This window comes from Denitratisoma sp. DHT3 (assembly GCF_007833355.1).
Lineage (GTDB): Bacteria > Pseudomonadota > Gammaproteobacteria > Burkholderiales > Rhodocyclaceae > Denitratisoma.
In genome coordinates this window covers 2964988-2983075 of the sequence record NZ_CP020914.1, presented here as the reverse complement: position 1 = coordinate 2983075, position 18088 = coordinate 2964988, and the positions used below count along the sequence as shown (strand labels likewise).

The 18088-nt window shown below is 64.9% G+C and carries 17 protein-coding genes; 8 read left to right on the top strand and 9 right to left on the bottom strand.

What is annotated here, in order from left to right; all coding sequences use genetic code 11:
* Positions 1 to 109: 109 nt before the first annotated feature.
* The 5 genes from B9N43_RS13740 to B9N43_RS13720 all read left to right on the top strand — a co-directional run bounded on the left by B9N43_RS13740 (position 110) and on the right by B9N43_RS13720 (position 5977).
* Entirely contained in the window at positions 110 to 436 is a 327-nt protein-coding gene (locus tag B9N43_RS13740) for a c-type cytochrome (protein ID WP_145842756.1), read from the top strand.
* A 42-nt stretch (positions 437 to 478) separates the two neighbouring features.
* Positions 479 to 1069, top strand: coding sequence for a NapC/NirT family cytochrome c (locus B9N43_RS13735; RefSeq protein WP_145842755.1), 591 nt, complete (start codon positions 479 to 481; stop codon positions 1067 to 1069).
* 111 nt (positions 1070 to 1180) lie between these two features.
* Positions 1181 to 2134: a DmsE family decaheme c-type cytochrome gene (locus tag B9N43_RS13730; protein WP_145842754.1), complete on the top strand. Its 954-nt coding sequence runs from the start codon at positions 1181 to 1183 to the stop codon at positions 2132 to 2134.
* A 17-nt stretch (positions 2135 to 2151) separates the two neighbouring features.
* Positions 2152 to 4434 carry an MtrB/PioB family decaheme-associated outer membrane protein gene (locus tag B9N43_RS13725; protein WP_145842753.1) on the top strand — a complete coding sequence of 761 codons (2283 nt, stop codon included), beginning with the start codon at positions 2152 to 2154 and terminating at the stop codon, positions 4432 to 4434.
* A gap of 181 nt (positions 4435 to 4615) precedes the next feature.
* The gene (locus tag B9N43_RS13720) at positions 4616 to 5977 is read left to right on the top strand and encodes an MATE family efflux transporter (RefSeq protein ID WP_145842752.1); all 1362 of its coding nucleotides are present in this window, start codon (positions 4616 to 4618) and stop codon (positions 5975 to 5977) included.
* Here B9N43_RS13720 and B9N43_RS13715 read toward each other — a convergent pair.
* Entirely contained in the window at positions 5941 to 6384 is a 444-nt protein-coding gene (locus tag B9N43_RS13715) for a YqaA family protein (RefSeq protein WP_261379335.1), read from the bottom strand. The two genes, B9N43_RS13720 and B9N43_RS13715, sit on opposite strands and share 37 nt — an antisense overlap.
* Positions 6381 to 6833, bottom strand: coding sequence for a hypothetical protein (locus B9N43_RS13710; RefSeq protein ID WP_145842750.1), 453 nt, complete (start codon positions 6831 to 6833; stop codon positions 6381 to 6383). Before B9N43_RS13710 ends, B9N43_RS13715 begins: the two co-directional genes overlap by 4 nt.
* A gap of 101 nt (positions 6834 to 6934) precedes the next feature.
* Here B9N43_RS13710 and ilvA point away from each other — a divergent pair, with 101 nt between their 5' ends.
* From ilvA to B9N43_RS13695, 3 genes are all read left to right on the top strand, one after another.
* Positions 6935 to 8446, top strand: coding sequence for a threonine ammonia-lyase, biosynthetic (gene ilvA / locus B9N43_RS13705; RefSeq protein ID WP_145842749.1), 1512 nt, complete (start codon positions 6935 to 6937; stop codon positions 8444 to 8446).
* Positions 8447 to 8727: 281 nt separating this feature from the next.
* Positions 8728 to 9348, top strand: a complete 621-nt coding sequence (locus B9N43_RS13700) for a class I SAM-dependent methyltransferase (protein ID WP_145842748.1) — start codon at positions 8728 to 8730, stop codon at positions 9346 to 9348.
* A gap of 172 nt (positions 9349 to 9520) precedes the next feature.
* Positions 9521 to 11407: an adenylate/guanylate cyclase domain-containing protein gene (locus tag B9N43_RS13695; protein ID WP_145842747.1), complete on the top strand. Its 1887-nt coding sequence runs from the start codon at positions 9521 to 9523 to the stop codon at positions 11405 to 11407.
* Between the two features lie 251 nt (positions 11408 to 11658).
* Here B9N43_RS13695 and B9N43_RS13690 read toward each other — a convergent pair whose 3' ends face one another.
* From B9N43_RS13690 to B9N43_RS13660, 7 genes are all read right to left on the bottom strand, one after another.
* Positions 11659 to 12333: a glycine zipper family protein gene (locus tag B9N43_RS13690; RefSeq protein WP_186453833.1), complete on the bottom strand. Its 675-nt coding sequence runs from the start codon at positions 12331 to 12333 to the stop codon at positions 11659 to 11661.
* Positions 12334 to 12513: 180 nt separating this feature from the next.
* Entirely contained in the window at positions 12514 to 15528 is a 3015-nt protein-coding gene (locus B9N43_RS13685; protein WP_186453832.1) for a caspase family protein, read from the bottom strand.
* Positions 15529 to 15581: 53 nt separating this feature from the next.
* Positions 15582 to 16169 (bottom strand): OmpA family protein, encoded by a 588-nt coding sequence (locus B9N43_RS13680; protein ID WP_186453831.1) that lies wholly within the window; start codon positions 16167 to 16169, stop codon positions 15582 to 15584.
* A 1-nt stretch (position 16170) separates the two neighbouring features.
* Positions 16171 to 16623 (bottom strand): FecR domain-containing protein, encoded by a 453-nt coding sequence (locus tag B9N43_RS13675; RefSeq protein ID WP_145842743.1) that lies wholly within the window; start codon positions 16621 to 16623, stop codon positions 16171 to 16173.
* A gap of 119 nt (positions 16624 to 16742) precedes the next feature.
* Entirely contained in the window at positions 16743 to 17078 is a 336-nt protein-coding gene (locus B9N43_RS13670) for a hypothetical protein (protein WP_222428741.1), read from the bottom strand.
* Between the two features lie 37 nt (positions 17079 to 17115).
* Entirely contained in the window at positions 17116 to 17430 is a 315-nt protein-coding gene (locus tag B9N43_RS13665) for a hypothetical protein (RefSeq protein ID WP_145842741.1), read from the bottom strand.
* Positions 17431 to 17471: 41 nt separating this feature from the next.
* The gene (locus tag B9N43_RS13660) at positions 17472 to 18083 is read right to left on the bottom strand and encodes an OmpA family protein (RefSeq protein WP_145842740.1); all 612 of its coding nucleotides are present in this window, start codon (positions 18081 to 18083) and stop codon (positions 17472 to 17474) included.
* Between the last annotated feature and the right edge of the window lie 5 nt (positions 18084 to 18088).

Sequence of the window (18088 nt, the reverse complement as noted above, 5' to 3'; positions counted from 1 at the left end):
CAAGACCTCGCTAGCAGAAGAACGTTAACCTTCCCTTAAGCAATCGCTCCTTGCAGCGATTCAAATCAACAAGGCGTGGCATGAAAGCCTGCTTAGGAGGATAGGTCACATGAGAAAGATTTCCATCGTCACGGCAATAGCGTGTCTGCCGTTTCTTCCCCTGACATCCCAGGCGCAGAATGCCGATGCAGCGAAGGCATTGCTGAAAAAGAACGATTGTTTCAAATGTCATGCGCTCGACAAAAAGAAGGATGGTCCGTCCTACAAGGAAGTGGCAAGCAAGCGCAAAGGTGATCCCGACGCCATGGAAAAGCTTACCAAGCACATGACCACAGCTCCCAAGGTCAAGATCGACGGCAAGGAAGAGGAACACAAGCAGATCAAGGCCACCAGCGAGGAAATCAAGAATCTGATCAACTGGATTCTTTCGCTCTGACCCCGTGCACATTGGGCATGGCGCTGAATGGGGAGCGGGGGCATGCTGAAAAAACTATCGGATAGATTGCGAAGCTGGTGCGGCAGGCCGTGGGGTCCGTTACTGCTCCTTGCGGGCGGCATTGCCGTCGGCCTGGGCATCGTGGCAACGGGCAGCACCATACTGCTGCTGACCAGTACGGAGGAGTTCTGTGCCAGTTCCTGTCATGAAATGACCTACAACCGGGACGAGTACAAAGGCACAATCCATGACGTCAATCGAAGCGGGGTACGCGCCACCTGTGTCGATTGCCATGTTCCGCGCACCGGCATTCCACTGTATTTCCGCAAGATCAATGCGGCACGCGATCTGTGGGGGCATTTCGTCTCACACTCGATCGACACCAAGGAGAAATTCGAGGCCAAGCGCTACGAAATGGCGGTTCGTGTATGGACCTACATGAAGCAGAGCGATTCGCGGGAATGCAAAGCCTGTCACAACCTGGATAAAGCAGAAACCAGTGAAAAGGCGAAAGTGAGGCACGCACGCGCCAAGACCGAAAAAATGGCCTGCATCGATTGCCATTACGCGATCGCCCATAACGAGCCGGAGGGCGGCCCGGGGCCGCAGGAATTGGACATCAAGAACAAGTAGCCGAAACATGCCGAACGGCCCATGTCGTCCGGCATGTTATTGGATGAAGTCGCTTGACTCATTCGTTGGAAAGCGTTGATTTTGACTGATAGCGCATATCAAGGGGGACCTATGGCTAACTTGCGGCATTCAGTGGTGGCTTGGCTTCTTGGGATATCCCTGGGACTCGGCATCACTTTCGGCGCACAGGCGACGGAAGAAAAAAAACCGGCGGCCGACGTGATTTTCAAGGGCGATGCGAAATGCACCGGCTGTCACGATGAAAATGACAACGCGCCCGTGTTTGCGATCGGCAAGACCAAGCATGGCGTCAGGGCCGACGGCCGCAACATCGGCTGTGTCGGCTGCCATGGTGAAAGCCGCCTGCACTCTGAAAATCCGCAGGGGTTGAAAGATCGGCCAAAGGTTGACCGCGGTTTCAAGAAAGGGTCGACCACCCCCATCGACGTACAGAACGAGGCGTGCCTCAGTTGCCATCAAGGCGGAAACCGGATGCACTGGGCGGGTAGCCAACATGCCGGCGGCGATCTCGCATGCACCTCCTGCCACCAGGTGCACACCCAGCATGACAAGGTGCGCGACAAGAGAACCCAGGGGGAAGTCTGCTACTCCTGCCACAAAGAGCAGCGTGCGCAGTCGTTCCGCGCCTCGCACCATCCGATCAAGGAAGGCAAGGTCGGCTGTTCCGACTGCCACAACCCGCACGGGTCGTCCGGACCGAAGCTGCTGGCAAAAAATACCGTTGTCGAAACCTGCTACACCTGCCACGCCGAAAAACGTGGCCCCTTCCTGTGGGAGCACCCGCCCGCAAGCGACAACTGCCTCAATTGCCACACACCGCACGGATCGAATCATGCGTCCCTGCTGAAGACCAAACCGCCTTATCTGTGTCAGCAGTGTCATGACTTCACCCAGCACCCGGGAACCGCCTACAGCGGACGCGGCCTGTCCGTCGCCTCGGGGGGCGTTGCACCCGCCCAGCAGCAACTGCTGCGCGCCTGCCTCAACTGCCACACGCAGGTTCATGGCACCAATCATCCGTCCGGCTCGCGCTACACCCGTTAATCGCAGGGAGACCCGACATGACACGCAAAATCGATACTCGATTCACACCCAATGTCCTGGCCGTATCCATCGCGTTCATCGGTTTCAATTGCTGCGGCGACGCATGGGCTGACGATGATGCCGACGACGTTCGCAGGATGCTCCGCCCGGAAAGTGAGGTCGAACTGGGCGTCCGCCACGTCACCGCAACCGGCAACGACAAATTTGGCGATTTCATCGACGCCGATACCGGCAACCAGGTGATTGCCAACGTCCGCGTCGTCCAGCGCGGCGAGAACGATGCCTCATACTTCACGATCGATGGACGAAACCTTGGGCTGGACTCCCGCAGCCTGAAAATCGAAGGCGGCCAGCAAGGCAATTTCGGCGTTCGCCTTGAGTACGACCAACTACCCAAGCTGTTTTCTGACAGTTATCAGACGCCCTTCGTGAATCCCGGCGACACGCGTCTGGTTTTGCCTGCCGGTTGGGTCGCCAGCAACGCCACGACGGGCATGACCGCACTGGCCACCGGAATGCGGTCCTACGACGTTGAAACCCTGCGCAAATCGCTGGCCCTGGGTTTGACGAAATCACTGTCCGGCAATTGGGACATCGCCGTCAACTTCAAGCGTGACACCAAGGAAGGAGACCGCTTCATCGGGGCCGTCATTGGCAATTCGGGCGGCAACCCCCGCGCCGTGATTCTTCCCGAACCGGTCGACTACACCACCGACCAGTTCGAGGCCACCGCACGCTACACCACGGCCAAGCTGCAACTGCAATTCGGCTACTACGGTTCCTTTTTCAAAAATGCCAATACGGCACTTTCCTGGCAAAACCCCTACGCCAACATCGCAGGTACGGCATGGGGGAACCCTGCCGTCGGCTATCCATTGGGTTTTGGCCAGATCGGACTGCCGCCGGACAACCAGTTTCATCAGTTCAATGCCTCCGGGGGCTACAACTACTCGAAGGACACCCGGATTTCCGGCAGTTTCAGCTTTGGCCGCATGACCCAGGATGAAAGCTTCCTGCCCTACTCGATCAACTCGGGCTTGCTGGTCACCACGGCGATGCCGCGCAGTTCGCTCGATGGGAAGATCAACACCACCCACGCCGACTTCAAGATCACATCCCGGCTGACACCGAAGTTGCACTTCACCGGCAGCTATCGTTACGACGACCGTGACAACAAGACGCCGCAGTCAGAGTACTGGTATATCGGTGGGGATTCGCAGAATCAGGTTTCCACGGTTCCAGCCATTGCGGACAGGGCGAGGGTTCGCACCAACCTTCCGGGCAGCAGCACCAAACAGCAGATCAAGGCCGATTTCGACTACCGGCTGACGATGCACACCAAGCTGAAGTTCGGCTATGAATACGACTGGGTGAAAAAAACGTTCGAAGCCATCAGCTCAGAACGCGAGCACACTTTCAACGCCAGCGTCGATCATCGGTTCAACGATATGGCCGCGGGCGGCCTGGCCTATGTCTGGTCCGATCGAACGACCTCCGCCTACAACGCCGGCGCGCCTTTCCTGGCGAGCTACAGCGATCCGGCCTACATCGCCAGCATTCTGCCGATCAATGCCGCGGACAATGGCTTGTGGGACAACGTGCCGACCCAGAAGAAATTCTTCCTGGCGCCCAGAAAGCGTGACACGTTGCGGGCCTTTGCCAATCTTTCCCCCATCGATCGCCTGGATCTTCAATTCAGCATCGATCATAAGAATGACGACTATTACAAGTCCGAACTGGGCTTGCGCAACGCCACTGGCTGGGCGGCGAATTTCGACGCCAGCCTTGCCGCGACCGATGCGCTCACCGCCCACATGTTTGCGTCCTGGGAGAAATACGAAAGCAATCAACGCTCAGCGCAACTGGGCGCGGTCAAAGCCAACTATCTCAATCCAGGCTGGCACTGGACGACCGATATCCAGGACAACACCTTCACGATGGGTGCCGGTTTGCGTTACAAGCCTGAAGGCCCCTTCGAATTCGGTGGCGACGTGACCCATTCCGACTCGACCGGCAGAATCCGGGTCGCCGTGGGTTCGCTCATTGCAGCCACGGCACCGGCCCTGCCAATGCCCGACATCACATCGAAACTCAATCGACTCGACCTGTTCGGTCGCTACTGGGTGAAAAAGGACCTATCCATCAATCTGAAGTACGTTTATGAACGCTACACGTCCAACGACTGGGCCTATGACGATGTTTCAGCGGCCACCTTGGCCAACGTCATCGGCACCAACCAGGCAAGCCCGGACTACAAAATGCACATGCTCGGCATTTCGCTGTCCTATCGTTTCTTTTGAACAGGAAATGAACCGCTAGCGCCGCCTCCGCATCGACAGCCGGAGTTTTGGCGACCGTTTCAATCGGCTGTTTCACGCTGACCATCTCGGGGCGACAGGTCTGAAAGACTGTCGCCAATTTTTTGCCGCCGTCGCTGCCGTTCGGCGGTAGAGTTGCCGATTTGGTCGACTAGCCGTCTTCATGCGTGAACTCATACGACTGGCCTGGCCGGTTTTCGTCGCCCAGGTGGCGGTGATGGCCAACGGCCTGATCGACACCCTGATGGCCGGTCGTCTCTCCGCCACGGACCTGGCCGCCGTGGGCGTCGGCTCCGCCATTTACGCCTCGCTGTTCATTTCCATCACCGGCATCCTGCTGGCGCTGTCGCCCACCGTCGCCCATCTGCAGGGCGCCCGCCAGTACGGCGAGATCGGCGAACAGGTGCGCCAGGCCGGCTGGCTGGCCGCCGCCCTGGCGCTGCTGACCGTGCTGCTGCTGGCCTTTCCCGATCCGCTGCTGGCCATTGCCCGGCTCTCCCCGGAAGTGGCCCTCAAGGTGCGCGCCTATCTGGACGCGATGGCCTGGGGGGCGCCGGCCATCCTGGTGTTCCGGGTGTTCTACGGTTTTTCCGCCGGCATCGGCCGGCCGCGCCCGGTGATGGTGCTGAACCTGCTCGGCCTCGCCCTGAAGGTGCCGCTGAACTGGCTGTTCATGAGCGGGCTGTTCGGTCTGCCGGCCCTCGGCGCGGCGGGCTGCGGCGTGGCCTCCAGCCTGATCGCCTGGACCCTGGCCGTGCTGGCCTGGGTCTGGTGCCGGCGGCAGGAGGACTACCGGCGCTACGCCCTGTTCGCCCGCTGGAGCTGGCCCGAGCGCACCCGGCTGGCGGCGCTGGCGCGGCTGGGCCTGCCGATCGGCGCGACCTTTCTGGTGGATGTCACCGCGTTCACCTTCATGGCCCTGTTCATCGCCCGCTTCGGCGCCGTGGCGTCGGCCGCCCACCAGATCGCCGCCAGCCTGGCCGCCTTGTTCTTCATGATGCCCACGGCGATCGGCCACGCCGCCGGGGTGCTGGTGGGGCAGGCGCTGGGGCGGAACCAGGCGGCCGCGGCGCGGCGGGCCGGGTTGACGGGGTTCCGCCTCGGCTTCGGCTGCGCCCTGGTGCTGGCAAGCCTGCTGGCCCTGGGCAGCGGATCGATTGCCGCGCTCTACACCCGCGACGGCGCCGTGCGGGCGCTGGCCAGCCAGTTGCTGCTGCTGGTGGCGCTGTATCACCTGGCCGACGCCATCCAGGCGGTGGCGGTCTATCTGCTGCGCAGCTACCGCAAGGCGCTGGTGCCGATGACGATCTACGCCCTGGCCCTGTGGGGCGTCGGTCTCGGCGGCGGCGTCATGCTGGGCCTGGATGGCATCGGCGGCATGATCGGCCTGGGCTGGGGCCCCGCCGGCTTCTGGTGGGCGGCGATCGGCGGGCTTTGGCTGGCGGGCCTGGCGGTGGCCGCCTATTGGTGGCGCATTGCCCGGAATGCTCAGAACGCCGTCGCGCCCAGCGCCACCAGTCCGTAGCGCAGTCCCTTGCCCAGGGCCATCCACGCCGCGCAAGGCAGGGCCGCCAGACGCAACCAGCCGGCGGCGACGCACAGGGCGTCACCCACCACGGGCGCCCAGGCCATGACCAGGGCCAGCGGGCCCCAGCGCCGCAGCCAGGACAAGTGGCGGCTGGAAAACCGCTCCAGCGCGCGCTCCGGCAAACGCCGCGCCAGCCACCAGGTGCTCATGCCGCCCAGGGTGTTGCCCAGGGTCGCCAGCGCCAACGCCGCACCCAGTGTTTCCGGCCGCAGGCGCAGCCAGGCGTAGAGGGCCAGTTCCGAGCCGCCCGGCAACAGCGTGGCGGCCAGGAAGCTGGCGACGAACAATCCGCCCAGGCCGGTGTCGGGACCGGAAAACGACGCCACCCATTCCGCCGGGCTCACGGGTTCGCGCCGCCCGGAGTCTCGGCCGGGTGCGCCGGGGCATGCGGCGCGACGGAAGCTTCGACGGCGCGGATCTTCGCCGCCAGTTGCTGGCGGCGTTCCGGTTCGAGGCGCTCGATATTGTGCGCCCAGGGATGGGTCCGGTATTTCTTCTGCACGTAGGCCCAGCCCAGAGGACCGTAGGCGTCGACGTCCGCCTTGAGTCTGGGCTCGGACTCCACCACGGCCCGGAATTGCTCCCAGGGCAAGGATTGCAATTGCCGCTCCAGCGCCTGGGGCGAAGCGTCCAGCGCGCGCTCCGCCCCCGGCGCGGCGGCCGTGGCCGCATGGGCATCCGGAACGGCCGCCGTCTCCGGCAGGGCGCCGGCCTGGGTGCCGGTCGCGGGGAGCGCGAGCGCCAGCCAGCACAGCAGGGAAGACAAGAAGGAAGGGGGAACGAAAGTTTTCATGATGGCGGGCGAATGGTGAATCGGGTAAATCGGGTAAATCGAGCGCTAGGCCAATGCGCTCCTATGCTACATTTTCCCCACTTTCCTGCCCGTTTTCCCCCATGTATCCCGATTATCTCGAACGCATCCTGAACGCCCGCGTCTATGACGTCGCCGTCGAATCGCCGCTGGAGCCGGCGGCCAATCTTTCGGCGCGAACGCAGAACCGCATCCTGCTGAAACGCGAAGACATGCAGCCGGTGTTCTCCTTCAAGCTGCGCGGCGCCTACAACAAGATGGCGCACCTGACGCCGGCCCAGCGCAAGCGCGGCGTGATCTGCGCCTCGGCCGGCAACCACGCCCAGGGCGTCGCGCTGGCCGGACAGCGCATGAACTGCCGGGCGGTGATCGTGATGCCCACCACCACGCCGCAGATCAAGGTGGACGCGGTGCGCAAGCGGGGCGGCGAGGTGGTGCTGGCCGGCGAGTCCTTCGACGAAGCCTTCACCCACGCCAAGGTGCTGGAGAAGAAGGCGGGGCTGACTTTCGTCCACCCCTACGACGACCCCGAGGTGATCGCCGGCCAGGGCACGGTCGGCATGGAAATCCTGCGTCAGCATCCGGAGCCGATCGACGCGGTGTTCGTGCCGATCGGCGGCGGCGGGCTGGCCGCCGGCATCGCCGCCTACGTCAAGCGCCTGCGGCCGCAGACCAAGGTGATCGGCGTGGAAACGGTCGACGCCGACGCCATGGCGCGCTCGATCAGGGCCGGGCGGCGGATACGGCTGGACCAGGTGGGCCTGTTCGCCGACGGCACGGCGGTGAAGTTCGTCGGCGAGGAAACGTTCCGCCTCTGCCGCGAATTGCTCGACGGCATCGTCCTGGTGGATACCGACGCCATCTGCGCGGCGATCAAGGACGTGTTCGAGGACACCCGCTCCATCCTGGAGCCGGCCGGCGCGCTGGCCATCGCCGGCGCCAAGGTCTACGCGAAGAAGAACCGGCTCAAGGGCAAGACCCTGGTGGCGATCGCCTCCGGCGCCAACACCAACTTCGACCGCCTGCGCTTCGTCGCCGAACGCGCCGAGGTGGGCGAGCAGCGCGAAGCCGTGCTGGCGGTGACCATCCCGGAACAGCCCGGCAGCTTCAAGCGCTTTTGCAGCCTGATCGGCCGCCATGCCATCACCGAATTCAACTACCGCTATTCCAGCGCCACGGCGGCCCATGTCTTCGTCGGCGTGCAGGTGGCGAGCCGCGCCGAGTCCCTGAAGCTGGTGGACAGCCTGCGCCGCCACAAGCTGCCGGCCCTCGACCTGACCGACGACGAGATGGCCAAGCTGCACGTGCGGCACATGGTGGGCGGCCACGCCCCGGCCCTCGACGACGAACTGCTCTACCGCTTCGAATTCCCCGAACGGCCCGGGGCGCTGCTGAATTTCCTCGACCACATGAGCCGGGGCTGGAACATTTCCCTGTTCCACTACCGCAACCACGGCGCCGACTACGGCCGGGTGCTGGTGGGCATGCAGGTGCCGCGCGCCGAGATGAAGGAGTTCAAGGGCTTTCTCAAGACTCTGGGTTATCAGTACTGGGACGAGAGCCGCAATCCGGCCTACAAACTGTTTCTGGGCTGATCTTTCATGGCTCGCCCCCCTTCGCCCCCTCCGGGGGGTTCGATACGGCTCGCCGCGCTCGGATGTTTGGGGGGAGCTTCGTGGCGGCACCGATGCGTTGCGGCTTCGCCGCGTGCCGCTTTCCCTTGGGACGGCCCGGCGGAAAAGCCCTGTCGAAAGCGGCCAGACGCAATAAACTCCGTAGGAGCGGGCACGCCGTGTCGCCGTGATTTTGGGATACTTCGCGGCGGCGCCGAGGGGTTGCGGCGGAAAAGCGACTGACACACGTTGAGGAGATCGCCATGTCGTTCTACGAGAACCGAATCTTGCCGCGCCTGATCGACTGGGGTTGCAACCAGGGCGTGATTCGCGAGCGGCGTGCCGCCGTCGTGCCCCGCGCGCACGGCCGGGTGCTGGAGATCGGCGTGGGCTCCGGCCACAATCTGCCCTTCTACGATCGCGGACGGATCGAACACCTGACCGGCATCGATCCGGGCGCGGCCCTGCTCAAGCTGGCCCGGCAGCGAGTGAACGATCTGCCCTTCGCCGTGGAGCTGATCCAGACCGGCGCCGAGGATCTGCCCCTGCCGGACGCCAGCGTGGACACCGTGGTGGTGACCTTCGCCCTGTGCACCATCCCCGACGTGGACGCCGCGCTGGCGCAGATGCGGCGCGTCCTCAAGCCCGACGGCCGGCTGCTGTTCGCGGAACACGGGCGCTCGCCGGACCGCTCGGTGCAGCGCTGGCAGGATCGCATCGACCCGCTCTGGCACCGCGTTTTCGGCGGCTGCCATCTGAACCGGGACATACCGCAACTGCTTCAGGCGAGCGGTTTTCGCATCGGCGAGAGCAGTGCCGGCTACGCCGAGCGCACGCCACGCATCGCCGGCTATATGCGCACCGGCATGGCCTTCCCGGTTTGATTGCGCCATTACGCCAGCAATTGTTTCCTAGAAGGAAACAATAAAGCATCTTCATTGAATGCTGAAAATGTAGCATCAGACAGTGACTGGGTCTTCATTCACAACCTGTATTTTTGCGCTCCGATTGTATTCACTCAGGAAACAATAACGTAGCTACCATGAAGTGACTCCGATGCGTCGTCTGACCACCAAAACCTGGCTATTGGCGCTCGGCGCCGCCCTCCTGGCCTGCGTCGCCAGCGAATCGCTGTATCGCAGCAAGATCGTGGCCGGCGCCGAGTCCTTCTACACCGACGTCTGGCATCGCCTCGCCGGCCAGCGCCGCGAGGCCCGGCACGTGGCCCTGGTGATGATCGACGATCCGACGCTGGCGGCCCTGCCCGACGAGCCGCTGGCCTTCTGGACGCCGCATTTCGCCCGCGCGCTGGCAACGTTGCAGGCGGTCGGCGCCAGGACCCTCGTGCTCGACTTTCTGTTCAGCGGCAGCCCCGAGCGCTGGATCGGAAAACTGGGGCTGGCCCCCGATGAGGCCACCCGCAGCTACGACCGGCCTTTCCGGCGCCAGCTCAACCAGGGCAACGTCCTGCTGGCCGCATTCCGCATCGGCGACGGCAGCAAGGAAGGCGACTACGTGCTGCCCAGCCCGGACTATCTGCTCTCCCTGCCGGATTACGCGCTCAGCCCTCATGTCGGCCTGACCAATCTGGAGGCCGACAGCGACGGCGTGGTGCGGCGCTTCGCCATGACGGGGACGCCCCACCGGATCGCCGGGCTGCCCCATCTCACCCTGGCGCTGCTGGCGGCGATCCGCCATACCGGCCAGAATCCGGACGCCGATCGCTGGCGCTTCGGCGGCCGCGACATCGCGGCGGACGGCGCCTGGCCCATCGCCTTTGCCGGCCCCCCCGGCAGCATTGCCGCGCTCTCCTTCCAGCGGCTGCTGGCCCCCGGCGCGGAACGCGACCCGGCCGTGCGCGCCCTGGCCGGCAAGGTCGTGGTCGTCGGCGCCGGCTATGCCGGCATGAACGACGTGCATCCGACGCCCTACTCGACCACGCTGAGCCAGGCCAATGCGCTGATGTCGGGGCCGGAGATCCAGGCGTCCGCGGTCGAGACCCTGCTCGGCGGGCATTTCATCGACCCCTTGCCTTCCGCGCTGCGTCTGCTGGCGTTCGCCGCCACCTTCGGCCTGCTCGCCTTCTGGGGCATGCGCCTGCCGATGACCCGGACCCTGGCATTGGGCGCCGCGCTGGCCCTGGGTCTGGCCGCGATCGCCTACTGGCTTCACGGCCGGATGCTGCTGTTTCCGCTGGCGCATCTCCACATCGGCATCGGCATCGTGCTGGGCGCCCTGTTCCTGCTGCGCCTGACGCGCGAGGAACGCGAGCGCTCCTACCTGAACGCCCTGTTCGGGCGCTACGTGTCGCCGCAGGTGCTGACGGCCTTGCTGGCGTCTCCCGATCTGCCGGAACTGGGCGGCCAGGCGACACGGGTCACCGTGCTGTTCTCCGACATCCGCAACTTCACCACGATGTCGGAAAAGCTGAGCCCGAAGGAAGTGGTGGAGATGCTCAACACCTACTTCGAACGGGCCTGCGCGGTCCTGCTGAAGGAAGGCGCCACCATCGACAAGTTCATCGGCGACGCCATCATGGCCGAATTCGGCGCCCCCCTGCGCCAGGACGACCACGCGGCGCGGGCGCTGCGGGCCGCCGTGGCGCTGCACCAGGTGGCCGTGGACTTCCGCCACTGGATGGAGCGCCGTTTCGCCGGCCGCGATCTGCCTCCATTCGAGATCGGCATCGGCATCCACACCGGAGACGCCGTGGTCGGCAACATCGGCGCCAGCAGCCGCATGGAATACACGGCGATCGGCGACACCGTCAATACCGCGTCGCGCCTGGAAGGCATGACCAAGGAAGTCGGCGCGCCGATCCTCGCCAGCCAGGCGACGGTGGATGCGGCGGGCGGAATCGCGCGGGTGGGTGCGCGCCATTCGCTGCAAGTGAAAGGCCGCGCCCAGACGGTCGCGGCCTGCGCGATCCAGGGATTGGCCTGAAAGACGAACTTTTCCGCCGGACCGCAAACCACGGCGGGCACGGCGAAAATCCTTCTCGTCGCGCAGGAGCGGGCCATGCCCGCCCCCCTCACCCCGGCCCCGACGAAGCTTTTCCGCCGCGCCGCCGCAAGGAAAAGCGGCACGCGGCGAAGCCGCAACGCATCGGTGCCCCCACAGCGCTCCCCCAAACACCCGAGCGCAGCGAGCCATATCGCCCCCCCCGGAGGGGGCGAAGGGGGGCGAGCGTTCTATCAGCGCACCGACGCCAGCATGACGGCGCCGCCGTCCTGGAAGGACACCTTGTAGCTGTTTTCCTTGTAGGTCTTGTTGTTGGCGATCAGGGCCGTCTTCACCGTGTAGTTCTTGCCCTTGGCATTCGCCGGCTTGGTGAACTTGGAGTTGGTCTGGTAGCGGCCGGCGCCGTCGACCGCCGTCAGCTTCTCGATCTTCTCCTCCACCAGCTTGTTGTTCTCGTCGTAGATCGCATATTTCTGCTGGACTTCCGGCACCTTGTCGCCATAGCCGATCAGGTCGGTGCTGGACGTGATCTGCACCTCCTGATCGCCCTTGGCATCCGGCTTGGCCTGGGTGACCTTGCTGGAGAAGGCAACCGGCGTGATCTCCTTCTTGGGGATCGCCACCTTCTGTTTCTGGTACTCGGCGTTGACCTGCTTGGCGTCCGCCACCTTCTTGGATTCGAAATACCAGCCCACCAGGAAACCGACCGCGGCGCCGACCACCGCCCCCTTGGCGCAATCGCTGCCCGACGCGCTGGCCAGCGCGCAGCCGGCCACGGCGCCGATCAGGGCGCCCTTGGCGCGATCGTCCATCTTGATCGAGCCATCCGGGTTGGTTACACAGGCGGAAACCAGCAGGGCGGCCGCAACGGCGGCGGCGATGGGGCGTTGCACGAGCTTGGCGTTCATATTCATCTCCCTTTGCGAGTGGTTAACGTGAAATTGCGAATTGAAACGGCAAGCCAAACATACGAGCGCAGCGAGCCGATACCATCACCTCCCCCGGAGAGGGGGAGGCTGGGAGGGGGCGGGCCTTTCCTGTCCTGCGCGTATTCATGTTCAGGGGCAGAAAATTTGTTTCCATGAGCGCTATTTGATGACAATGGCGATGGGTTCGTCGATCCCGTGGTCGCTGATGAAGGGCCGTTGCTGATTCTCGGACAGTTCCTTGACCCGCCGCGTGACATAGCGTTTGAGCAGCGTGGGATAGACGAGGTTGTCCTTCTTGTCGACGGCTTCGCCGCGCAAACCTTCGATCAGTGCCTTGGTGAAAAAACCGTTTTCGTCATCCTCGCCGGACTTCTCCTTGCCGGTGGAGGAGGCGAAGATGATCACGCCGCGTTCGTCGTCGATCTTGTTGATGATGTCGGTGGCGCTGGACGCCTGGTTGGTGAGCGCCCCCGCGTAGCAGGTGTCGAGGAAGAACATCGCGCGGCCGGGCAGGCTCTGCAAGGTGTTGACGATCTGGTCGCCCGGCAGCCATTCCGCCACCTTGCTGGCCATGCCGCCCGGCTTGAAGGGGATGTAGTAGTAGGACTTGTCCTGGGCGATGCCGTGGCCGGAAAGGAACAGGACACCGGCATCCTTTTCCTTCATGTTGGACTTGAGCCAGTTCATGCCTTCGAGGATGTTTTCGCGGGTCGCGGTCTCGTCGGTGAGCAGCTTGAATTCGAGGCGGTTGTAGATTCTGCGGACGCCGGCCGGGGGATTGGCGATCCGCGCCATCTGCGCCTTGAAGGCGTTCGCATCCTTGACCGGGCTCACCAGCTCGTTGGGGCCGGGATACTTGTTGACCGCCACCACCAGCATGTACAGGGTGTCGTAGTCGGCCTTGTCGCGCGCCACGGGCAGCGGCGGCGCCGTGCTGCGCGTCACCTTGATGCTGACCGGGTCGGACTTGGCGTTGCGGTTCTCGGCGATCAGCAGGATTTCGGCGTCCTTGCCGGGAGGCACCCGCACCTGGACCTCCTGCACGGGCGCCTCCCCCTGCACGGCACGCTGCGCCACGGGCTTGATGCTGCGGTCCAGGCGGCCATTGACGCGCACCTTGACATCCTTGAGCGGCGCCTCCTGCGGCGTGCGCACGGCGTAGCGCACCGTCACCACGTCGCCGCTGGTCTCCACCTGGCTGTCGGAATGCAGTTCGATGACCGGCGGCACGATTTCGACGATTTTCGCCGGCGCCGCGGCCGCCGGCTCGGGCGCCCTGCGGTCCTTGCCTTCGCTGCGGGATTTGATCGGCGCCGACGGCGCAACCGGCGGCTCGGCGTTCATCGCGGCGACGGCGGCGAGTTCCAGCCGCGTCTGCCGCTCCGCTTCCGCCTCGTCGGCCAGGGCGAGGATCTTCTGGATCGTGCCGGGTTGATAGAAGCGTTCGCGGAAGCGCCCGACCGAGAAGAAGTCGGCGCGCTGGTTGGGGGCGCGGTTCAGATGCCAGCCCACCAGGTTTTCCCCGCCGATCGAGGTGTCGTAATAGCCTTTGGGCGACCAGACGATCCAACGCTCCTGGTCCGCGTGGACGAACAGCGCCAGTTGCTCCTGGCCGTCGCTCAGGCGATACCAGCGCACGGTTCCATCGCCCAGGCCCGCCACCACCCAGCGATTGTCGGCGCTGATGTTGACGGCCCAGGCCGCGGCGGGCGTGCGCCGTTCCCAGAGCGGATTGCCGCCGCCATCGTAGGCGCGCAGGTTCCAGTCGGTGCCGAGGACGAAACGGCTGTCGGCCGCCAGCGCCGCGCTGCGCGACATTTCGTTGGGACGCAAGGCCAGGACGCGGCCGTCGAGTCTGGGCGCGGCGGAGTTCTTCCAGTCCGTCGGGCCGCCGCCGCGTTTGGGCAGCCGTGGCGGCAACAGGTCCGCCGGCGCGGGACGCGACTTGAGGCTGCCCTGCTCCAGATCGAACACCAGGGGCTGTGCGTTGGCCGTCATCGGGAAAACCAGCGCATGGCCGTCGGCGGCGATGCGGAAGTTCTCCCCCAGATCGCGGAAATCCGCGGTCTGCGCGCGGACGCCGAGCCGCGACAGGCCATTCGCGTCGAAGGCGGCCCAGGACGGCTCGGCGCTGGCGGCCATCACTCCGCTGCCCAGCGTCGCCAGACCGGTGACGGTGTTGGCGAAGCTGCCGATCTCGCGGCCGCGCCCGCGGCCGGCGTCGGCGAAGGCATAGAGCGGAAACCGGCCGCCGCTGCTGGCGCTGCCGGCGGCGTAGAGCACCTGGCCGTCGGCGGACCAGGCCACCCGCCCCAGGTTGCCGCCGCCACGGACCTCGGCGCTGTACAGCAGGTCCAGGCTGGTCGCGTCCAGCACGTCGACGCGCGGCGCATTCTGGTAGCCCACCGCGATCAGGTTGCCGGCGGGGGAAAACGCCACGGCATAAGGCCGGCCGCCCGGCGCCGCGCGGCGGGCCTGCCGTTCCAGCCCGCCCTTGCCGATCGCGTAGAGACGCAACGCGCCATCCAGGCTGGCGGTCAGCAGCCGCCCGTCCCGCGAGAAATCGGCGCCGAAGATGGCCTCGTTGTATTCGGGGTCCGCGCCGACGAAACCCAGATTGCGGCGAAATACGCGCAGCCCTTCCTGGCGCAGTCCGATCGCCAGCAGTTGGCTGTCCGGCGACCAGGCGATCTGGGTCAGGGGCGCTTCCAGGCCCGACAGGGTGCTCTTGGGCGGCAGGTTGCCGGTCGCCCGGTCGAACAGATACAGGGCATGCGCGTTACGGCCGTCGAGATTGGCATTCCCCCCCAGGGCGACCTGGCGGCCATCGGGTGAAATGGCGGCGGCGTAGAGGGCGCCGGCGGCTTCCGCGCCGATCGGCGGCCGCAATATCGCCAGCGGGCGGCCCGTGGCGGCCTCCCAAATGCGCGCCGTCTTGTCCTCCGACGCGGTGACGATCCAGCGCCCCGCCGCATCGGCGCCGATCTTGGTGATCAGTGCCTGGTGGGCGCCGGTCTCGATGCGCAGCACCGGCTCCCCCGCCGTTCCGGACGACGATGGCGTCGACGGCGGTTTGGGCGCGGCAACGGCTGCCGCGCCGAGGCCCAACAGAAGAGAGACGAAAATGCAGCCGAGCCAGTGACCGGGACGACCGGGGCGCTGCATGCCTGCCATGAGCATCTCCAGGGATCGGGTCAGGGAGTCAATGGAAATCGCAGGGAAAGGATTCAGCGCACATAAATCTCGACCCGCCGGTTGCGCGCCTCCGGCACCTCGTCATCGGTCGCCACCAGCGGCTCGCGCTCCCCGCGTCCGCTGGCCACGACGTTCTCGGCATCCAGTCCCTGGCTGATCAGGTCGCCACGAATTTTTTCCGCGCGCCTCAGCGCGAGGCGGTCGTTTTCCGCGACCGCCCCGACCCGGTCGGTATGGCCGACGACCTGGACGTCGGGCGCCGGGCGGCGCTTGATTTCACTGAAAATCTGGGCGATCTGCTGCTCCGAGTCGGCGGTCAGCCTGTCGCTCCCCTCGATGAAATACAGGCGGAAGCGCGCCGGTTGCAGCGGCTGCGCGTCGATCGCGGCGGAAAATTTCTCCGCCACCTCCTGCGGCGTGACCCGGCCGGCCCGGATGCTGCCGCCCCGCACGTCGGCGGCGGCGTATGCGTCGCTCAGCCTGACGGCTTCGCCGCCGTCCCTGCTCTTCACGCTCAGGGCACCCGTCTTGCCCGTAGCGCCAGGCAGTACCGCCACCGTTTCGCGATGGGCGCATCCGGCCGCCACACATGCCATCAAGGCGATCAGTGACCATTTCATGTTACTTCTCCACGCTAACCAGATAGGACTGCGCATCGCCCCGGATTTCGGTCTTCGGCGTGTTGATCCGCATGGCATCGGGGGTCTGGCGCGCGATGTTGCCGGATTGGACGGAGACCGTGCCACGTTTGACGAAGGCATCGAAAGCCCCCATATAGGTCGCCGGATCGTAGGAGAACCGCTGCAGCGACACTTCGGAATCCGGACCGAGGGACAGCATCGAGTTGTCGAGGAACATCACTCCGACCGAACCGTTGCCGGCGGTCGACACGATGTCGTCCTGCTTGAGGCGCACCCCCACCAATCCCGGATATGACTGGCCGCCGCGCACGACATGGACGATGCCACGGGAAACCTTGATCTGCGCCACCCAGGGCGACGGCGCTTCGGCATGCGTGAGTCCCGGCAGGAAAAGCAGCAGGGCGGCGAACGGCAGGAGCTGTGGCAATCTCATCTCGACTCATCCCAAGACGCGTTTCTGGGAACCATGAAACCATGGAACCAGGGGGCGCGGAACGGTAAACGGCAAAACCCCCGGAGGCGAACCTCCGGGGGAAAGGGGCACGAGGCCGATTATTTGCCGCCGATCTGACCGGCTTCGTTGGCGGCGGTGTTGTTCTTGCCGACGGCCACGGCAGCCGTGTTCTTCTGGCTGGCGTTGATCTTGGTGTTGCCCTGGATCTGGGTGCCGCCCTTGATCGCGCCGGCAGTGTTCTTGGCCACGTTGCCCTCGCCCACGGCGACGGCGGCGGTGTTCTCCTGCTTGGCCTTGATTTCGGTGTTGCCCTGGATCTGCACGCCCTGGGCGTTGGGCGAGGACATGGCGCCGCGCGGACCGGCCTGGGAAGCCTGGCCGAAAGCGGTGGAGGCGAACGCGGAAACCAGTGCGAGAACGAGAAGACGATTCATGATGATGGACTCCCTAATGGATGGATGATGTCGTTGCTTACTTGCCGCCGATCACGCCGGCTTCGTTGGCGGCGGTGTTGTTCTTGCCGACGGCCACGGCAGCCGTGTTCTTCTGGCTGGCGTTGATCTTGGTGTTGCCCTGGATCTGGGTGCCGCCCTTGATCGCGCCGGCGGTGTTCTTGGCCACGTTGCCTTCGCCCACGGCGACGGCGGCGGTGTTCTCCTGCTTGGCCTTGATCTCGGTGTTGCCCTGGATCTGCACGCCCTGGGGATTGCTGGAACGCTGGGCCTGCTGCGCAAAAGCCGGGGCAGCGATGATGGCGGAAGCGGCGAGAAGAGCGATAACGCGCATGGTCAATCTCCTTAAGTAACAGTGATGTGAAATGTCAGCCGTCAGCCGGTGACAACCTTGAACACCACGCGTCGATTCTTGGGATCGCGCGGATCGAGGTTCTTGAGCGGGTCGGAGGACCCTTTGCCGATCGGGACCAGACGCTTGCGGTCGACGCCACCATGATCGGAGATGAATTTGACGACGCTCGCCGCCCGCTCGCGGGACAGGACCAGGTTTTTCTCGGCATTGCCGGACACGTCCGTATGCCCTTCCACCAGGACGCAACGCTCGGGCGACAGCGCCAGAATCTTGCCGATTTCGATCAGGGTGTTTTCCGACACGGGCGACAGCTCGGCACGACCGACCCTGAACTGGATCGCAAAGTCCACCGCATTGGCCTTCACGTCGGGCGAGATCGAGGCGCAATCGACGGGCGCACCACCACGCGGCGCCGGCGTCTCCTCGGGCTGTGGATCGCTGTCCATCACGATCGCCCGGGTGCGCATTTTCTTTTTCGCCGGAGCGCCTTCGCCGCCAGGGACGGACATGGCCCGCTTCAGTTCCTCCAGCTTGGCAAGATCATCACTGGCGAGCACGGGCTTCGTCGCGCCCAACGCCGCCATCACGGCGAATGCGACAAACGACAGATGGAAACGGGAATTCACGCGCATGGGGC

Bases quoted from the DNA above. Each gene is read 5' to 3' on its own strand.
- B9N43_RS13660 (WP_145842740.1), bottom strand. From the start codon at position 18,083: ATGCGCGTGAATTCCCGTTTCCATCTGTCGTTTGTCGCATTCGCCGTG.
- B9N43_RS13670 (WP_222428741.1), bottom strand. From the start codon at position 17,078: ATGAATCGTCTTCTCGTTCTCGCACTGGTTTCCGCGTTCGCCTCCACC.
- B9N43_RS13725 (WP_145842753.1), top strand. From the start codon at position 2,152: ATGACACGCAAAATCGATACTCGATTCACACCCAATGTCCTGGCCGTA.
- B9N43_RS13690 (WP_186453833.1), bottom strand. From the start codon at position 12,333: ATGAACGCCAAGCTCGTGCAACGCCCCATCGCCGCCGCCGTTGCGGCC.
- B9N43_RS13720 (WP_145842752.1), top strand. From the start codon at position 4,616: ATGCGTGAACTCATACGACTGGCCTGGCCGGTTTTCGTCGCCCAGGTG.
- B9N43_RS13675 (WP_145842743.1), bottom strand. From the start codon at position 16,623: ATGAGATTGCCACAGCTCCTGCCGTTCGCCGCCCTGCTGCTTTTCCTG.
- B9N43_RS13740 (WP_145842756.1), top strand. From the start codon at position 110: ATGAGAAAGATTTCCATCGTCACGGCAATAGCGTGTCTGCCGTTTCTT.
- B9N43_RS13700 (WP_145842748.1), top strand. From the start codon at position 8,728: ATGTCGTTCTACGAGAACCGAATCTTGCCGCGCCTGATCGACTGGGGT.
- B9N43_RS13665 (WP_145842741.1), bottom strand. From the start codon at position 17,430: ATGCGCGTTATCGCTCTTCTCGCCGCTTCCGCCATCATCGCTGCCCCG.
- B9N43_RS13710 (WP_145842750.1), bottom strand. From the start codon at position 6,833: ATGAAAACTTTCGTTCCCCCTTCCTTCTTGTCTTCCCTGCTGTGCTGG.
- B9N43_RS13730 (WP_145842754.1), top strand. From the start codon at position 1,181: ATGGCTAACTTGCGGCATTCAGTGGTGGCTTGGCTTCTTGGGATATCC.
- B9N43_RS13735 (WP_145842755.1), top strand. From the start codon at position 479: ATGCTGAAAAAACTATCGGATAGATTGCGAAGCTGGTGCGGCAGGCCG.
- B9N43_RS13680 (WP_186453831.1), bottom strand. From the start codon at position 16,169: ATGAAATGGTCACTGATCGCCTTGATGGCATGTGTGGCGGCCGGATGC.
- B9N43_RS13695 (WP_145842747.1), top strand. From the start codon at position 9,521: ATGCGTCGTCTGACCACCAAAACCTGGCTATTGGCGCTCGGCGCCGCC.
- ilvA (WP_145842749.1), top strand. From the start codon at position 6,935: ATGTATCCCGATTATCTCGAACGCATCCTGAACGCCCGCGTCTATGAC.
- B9N43_RS13685 (WP_186453832.1), bottom strand. From the start codon at position 15,528: ATGGCAGGCATGCAGCGCCCCGGTCGTCCCGGTCACTGGCTCGGCTGC.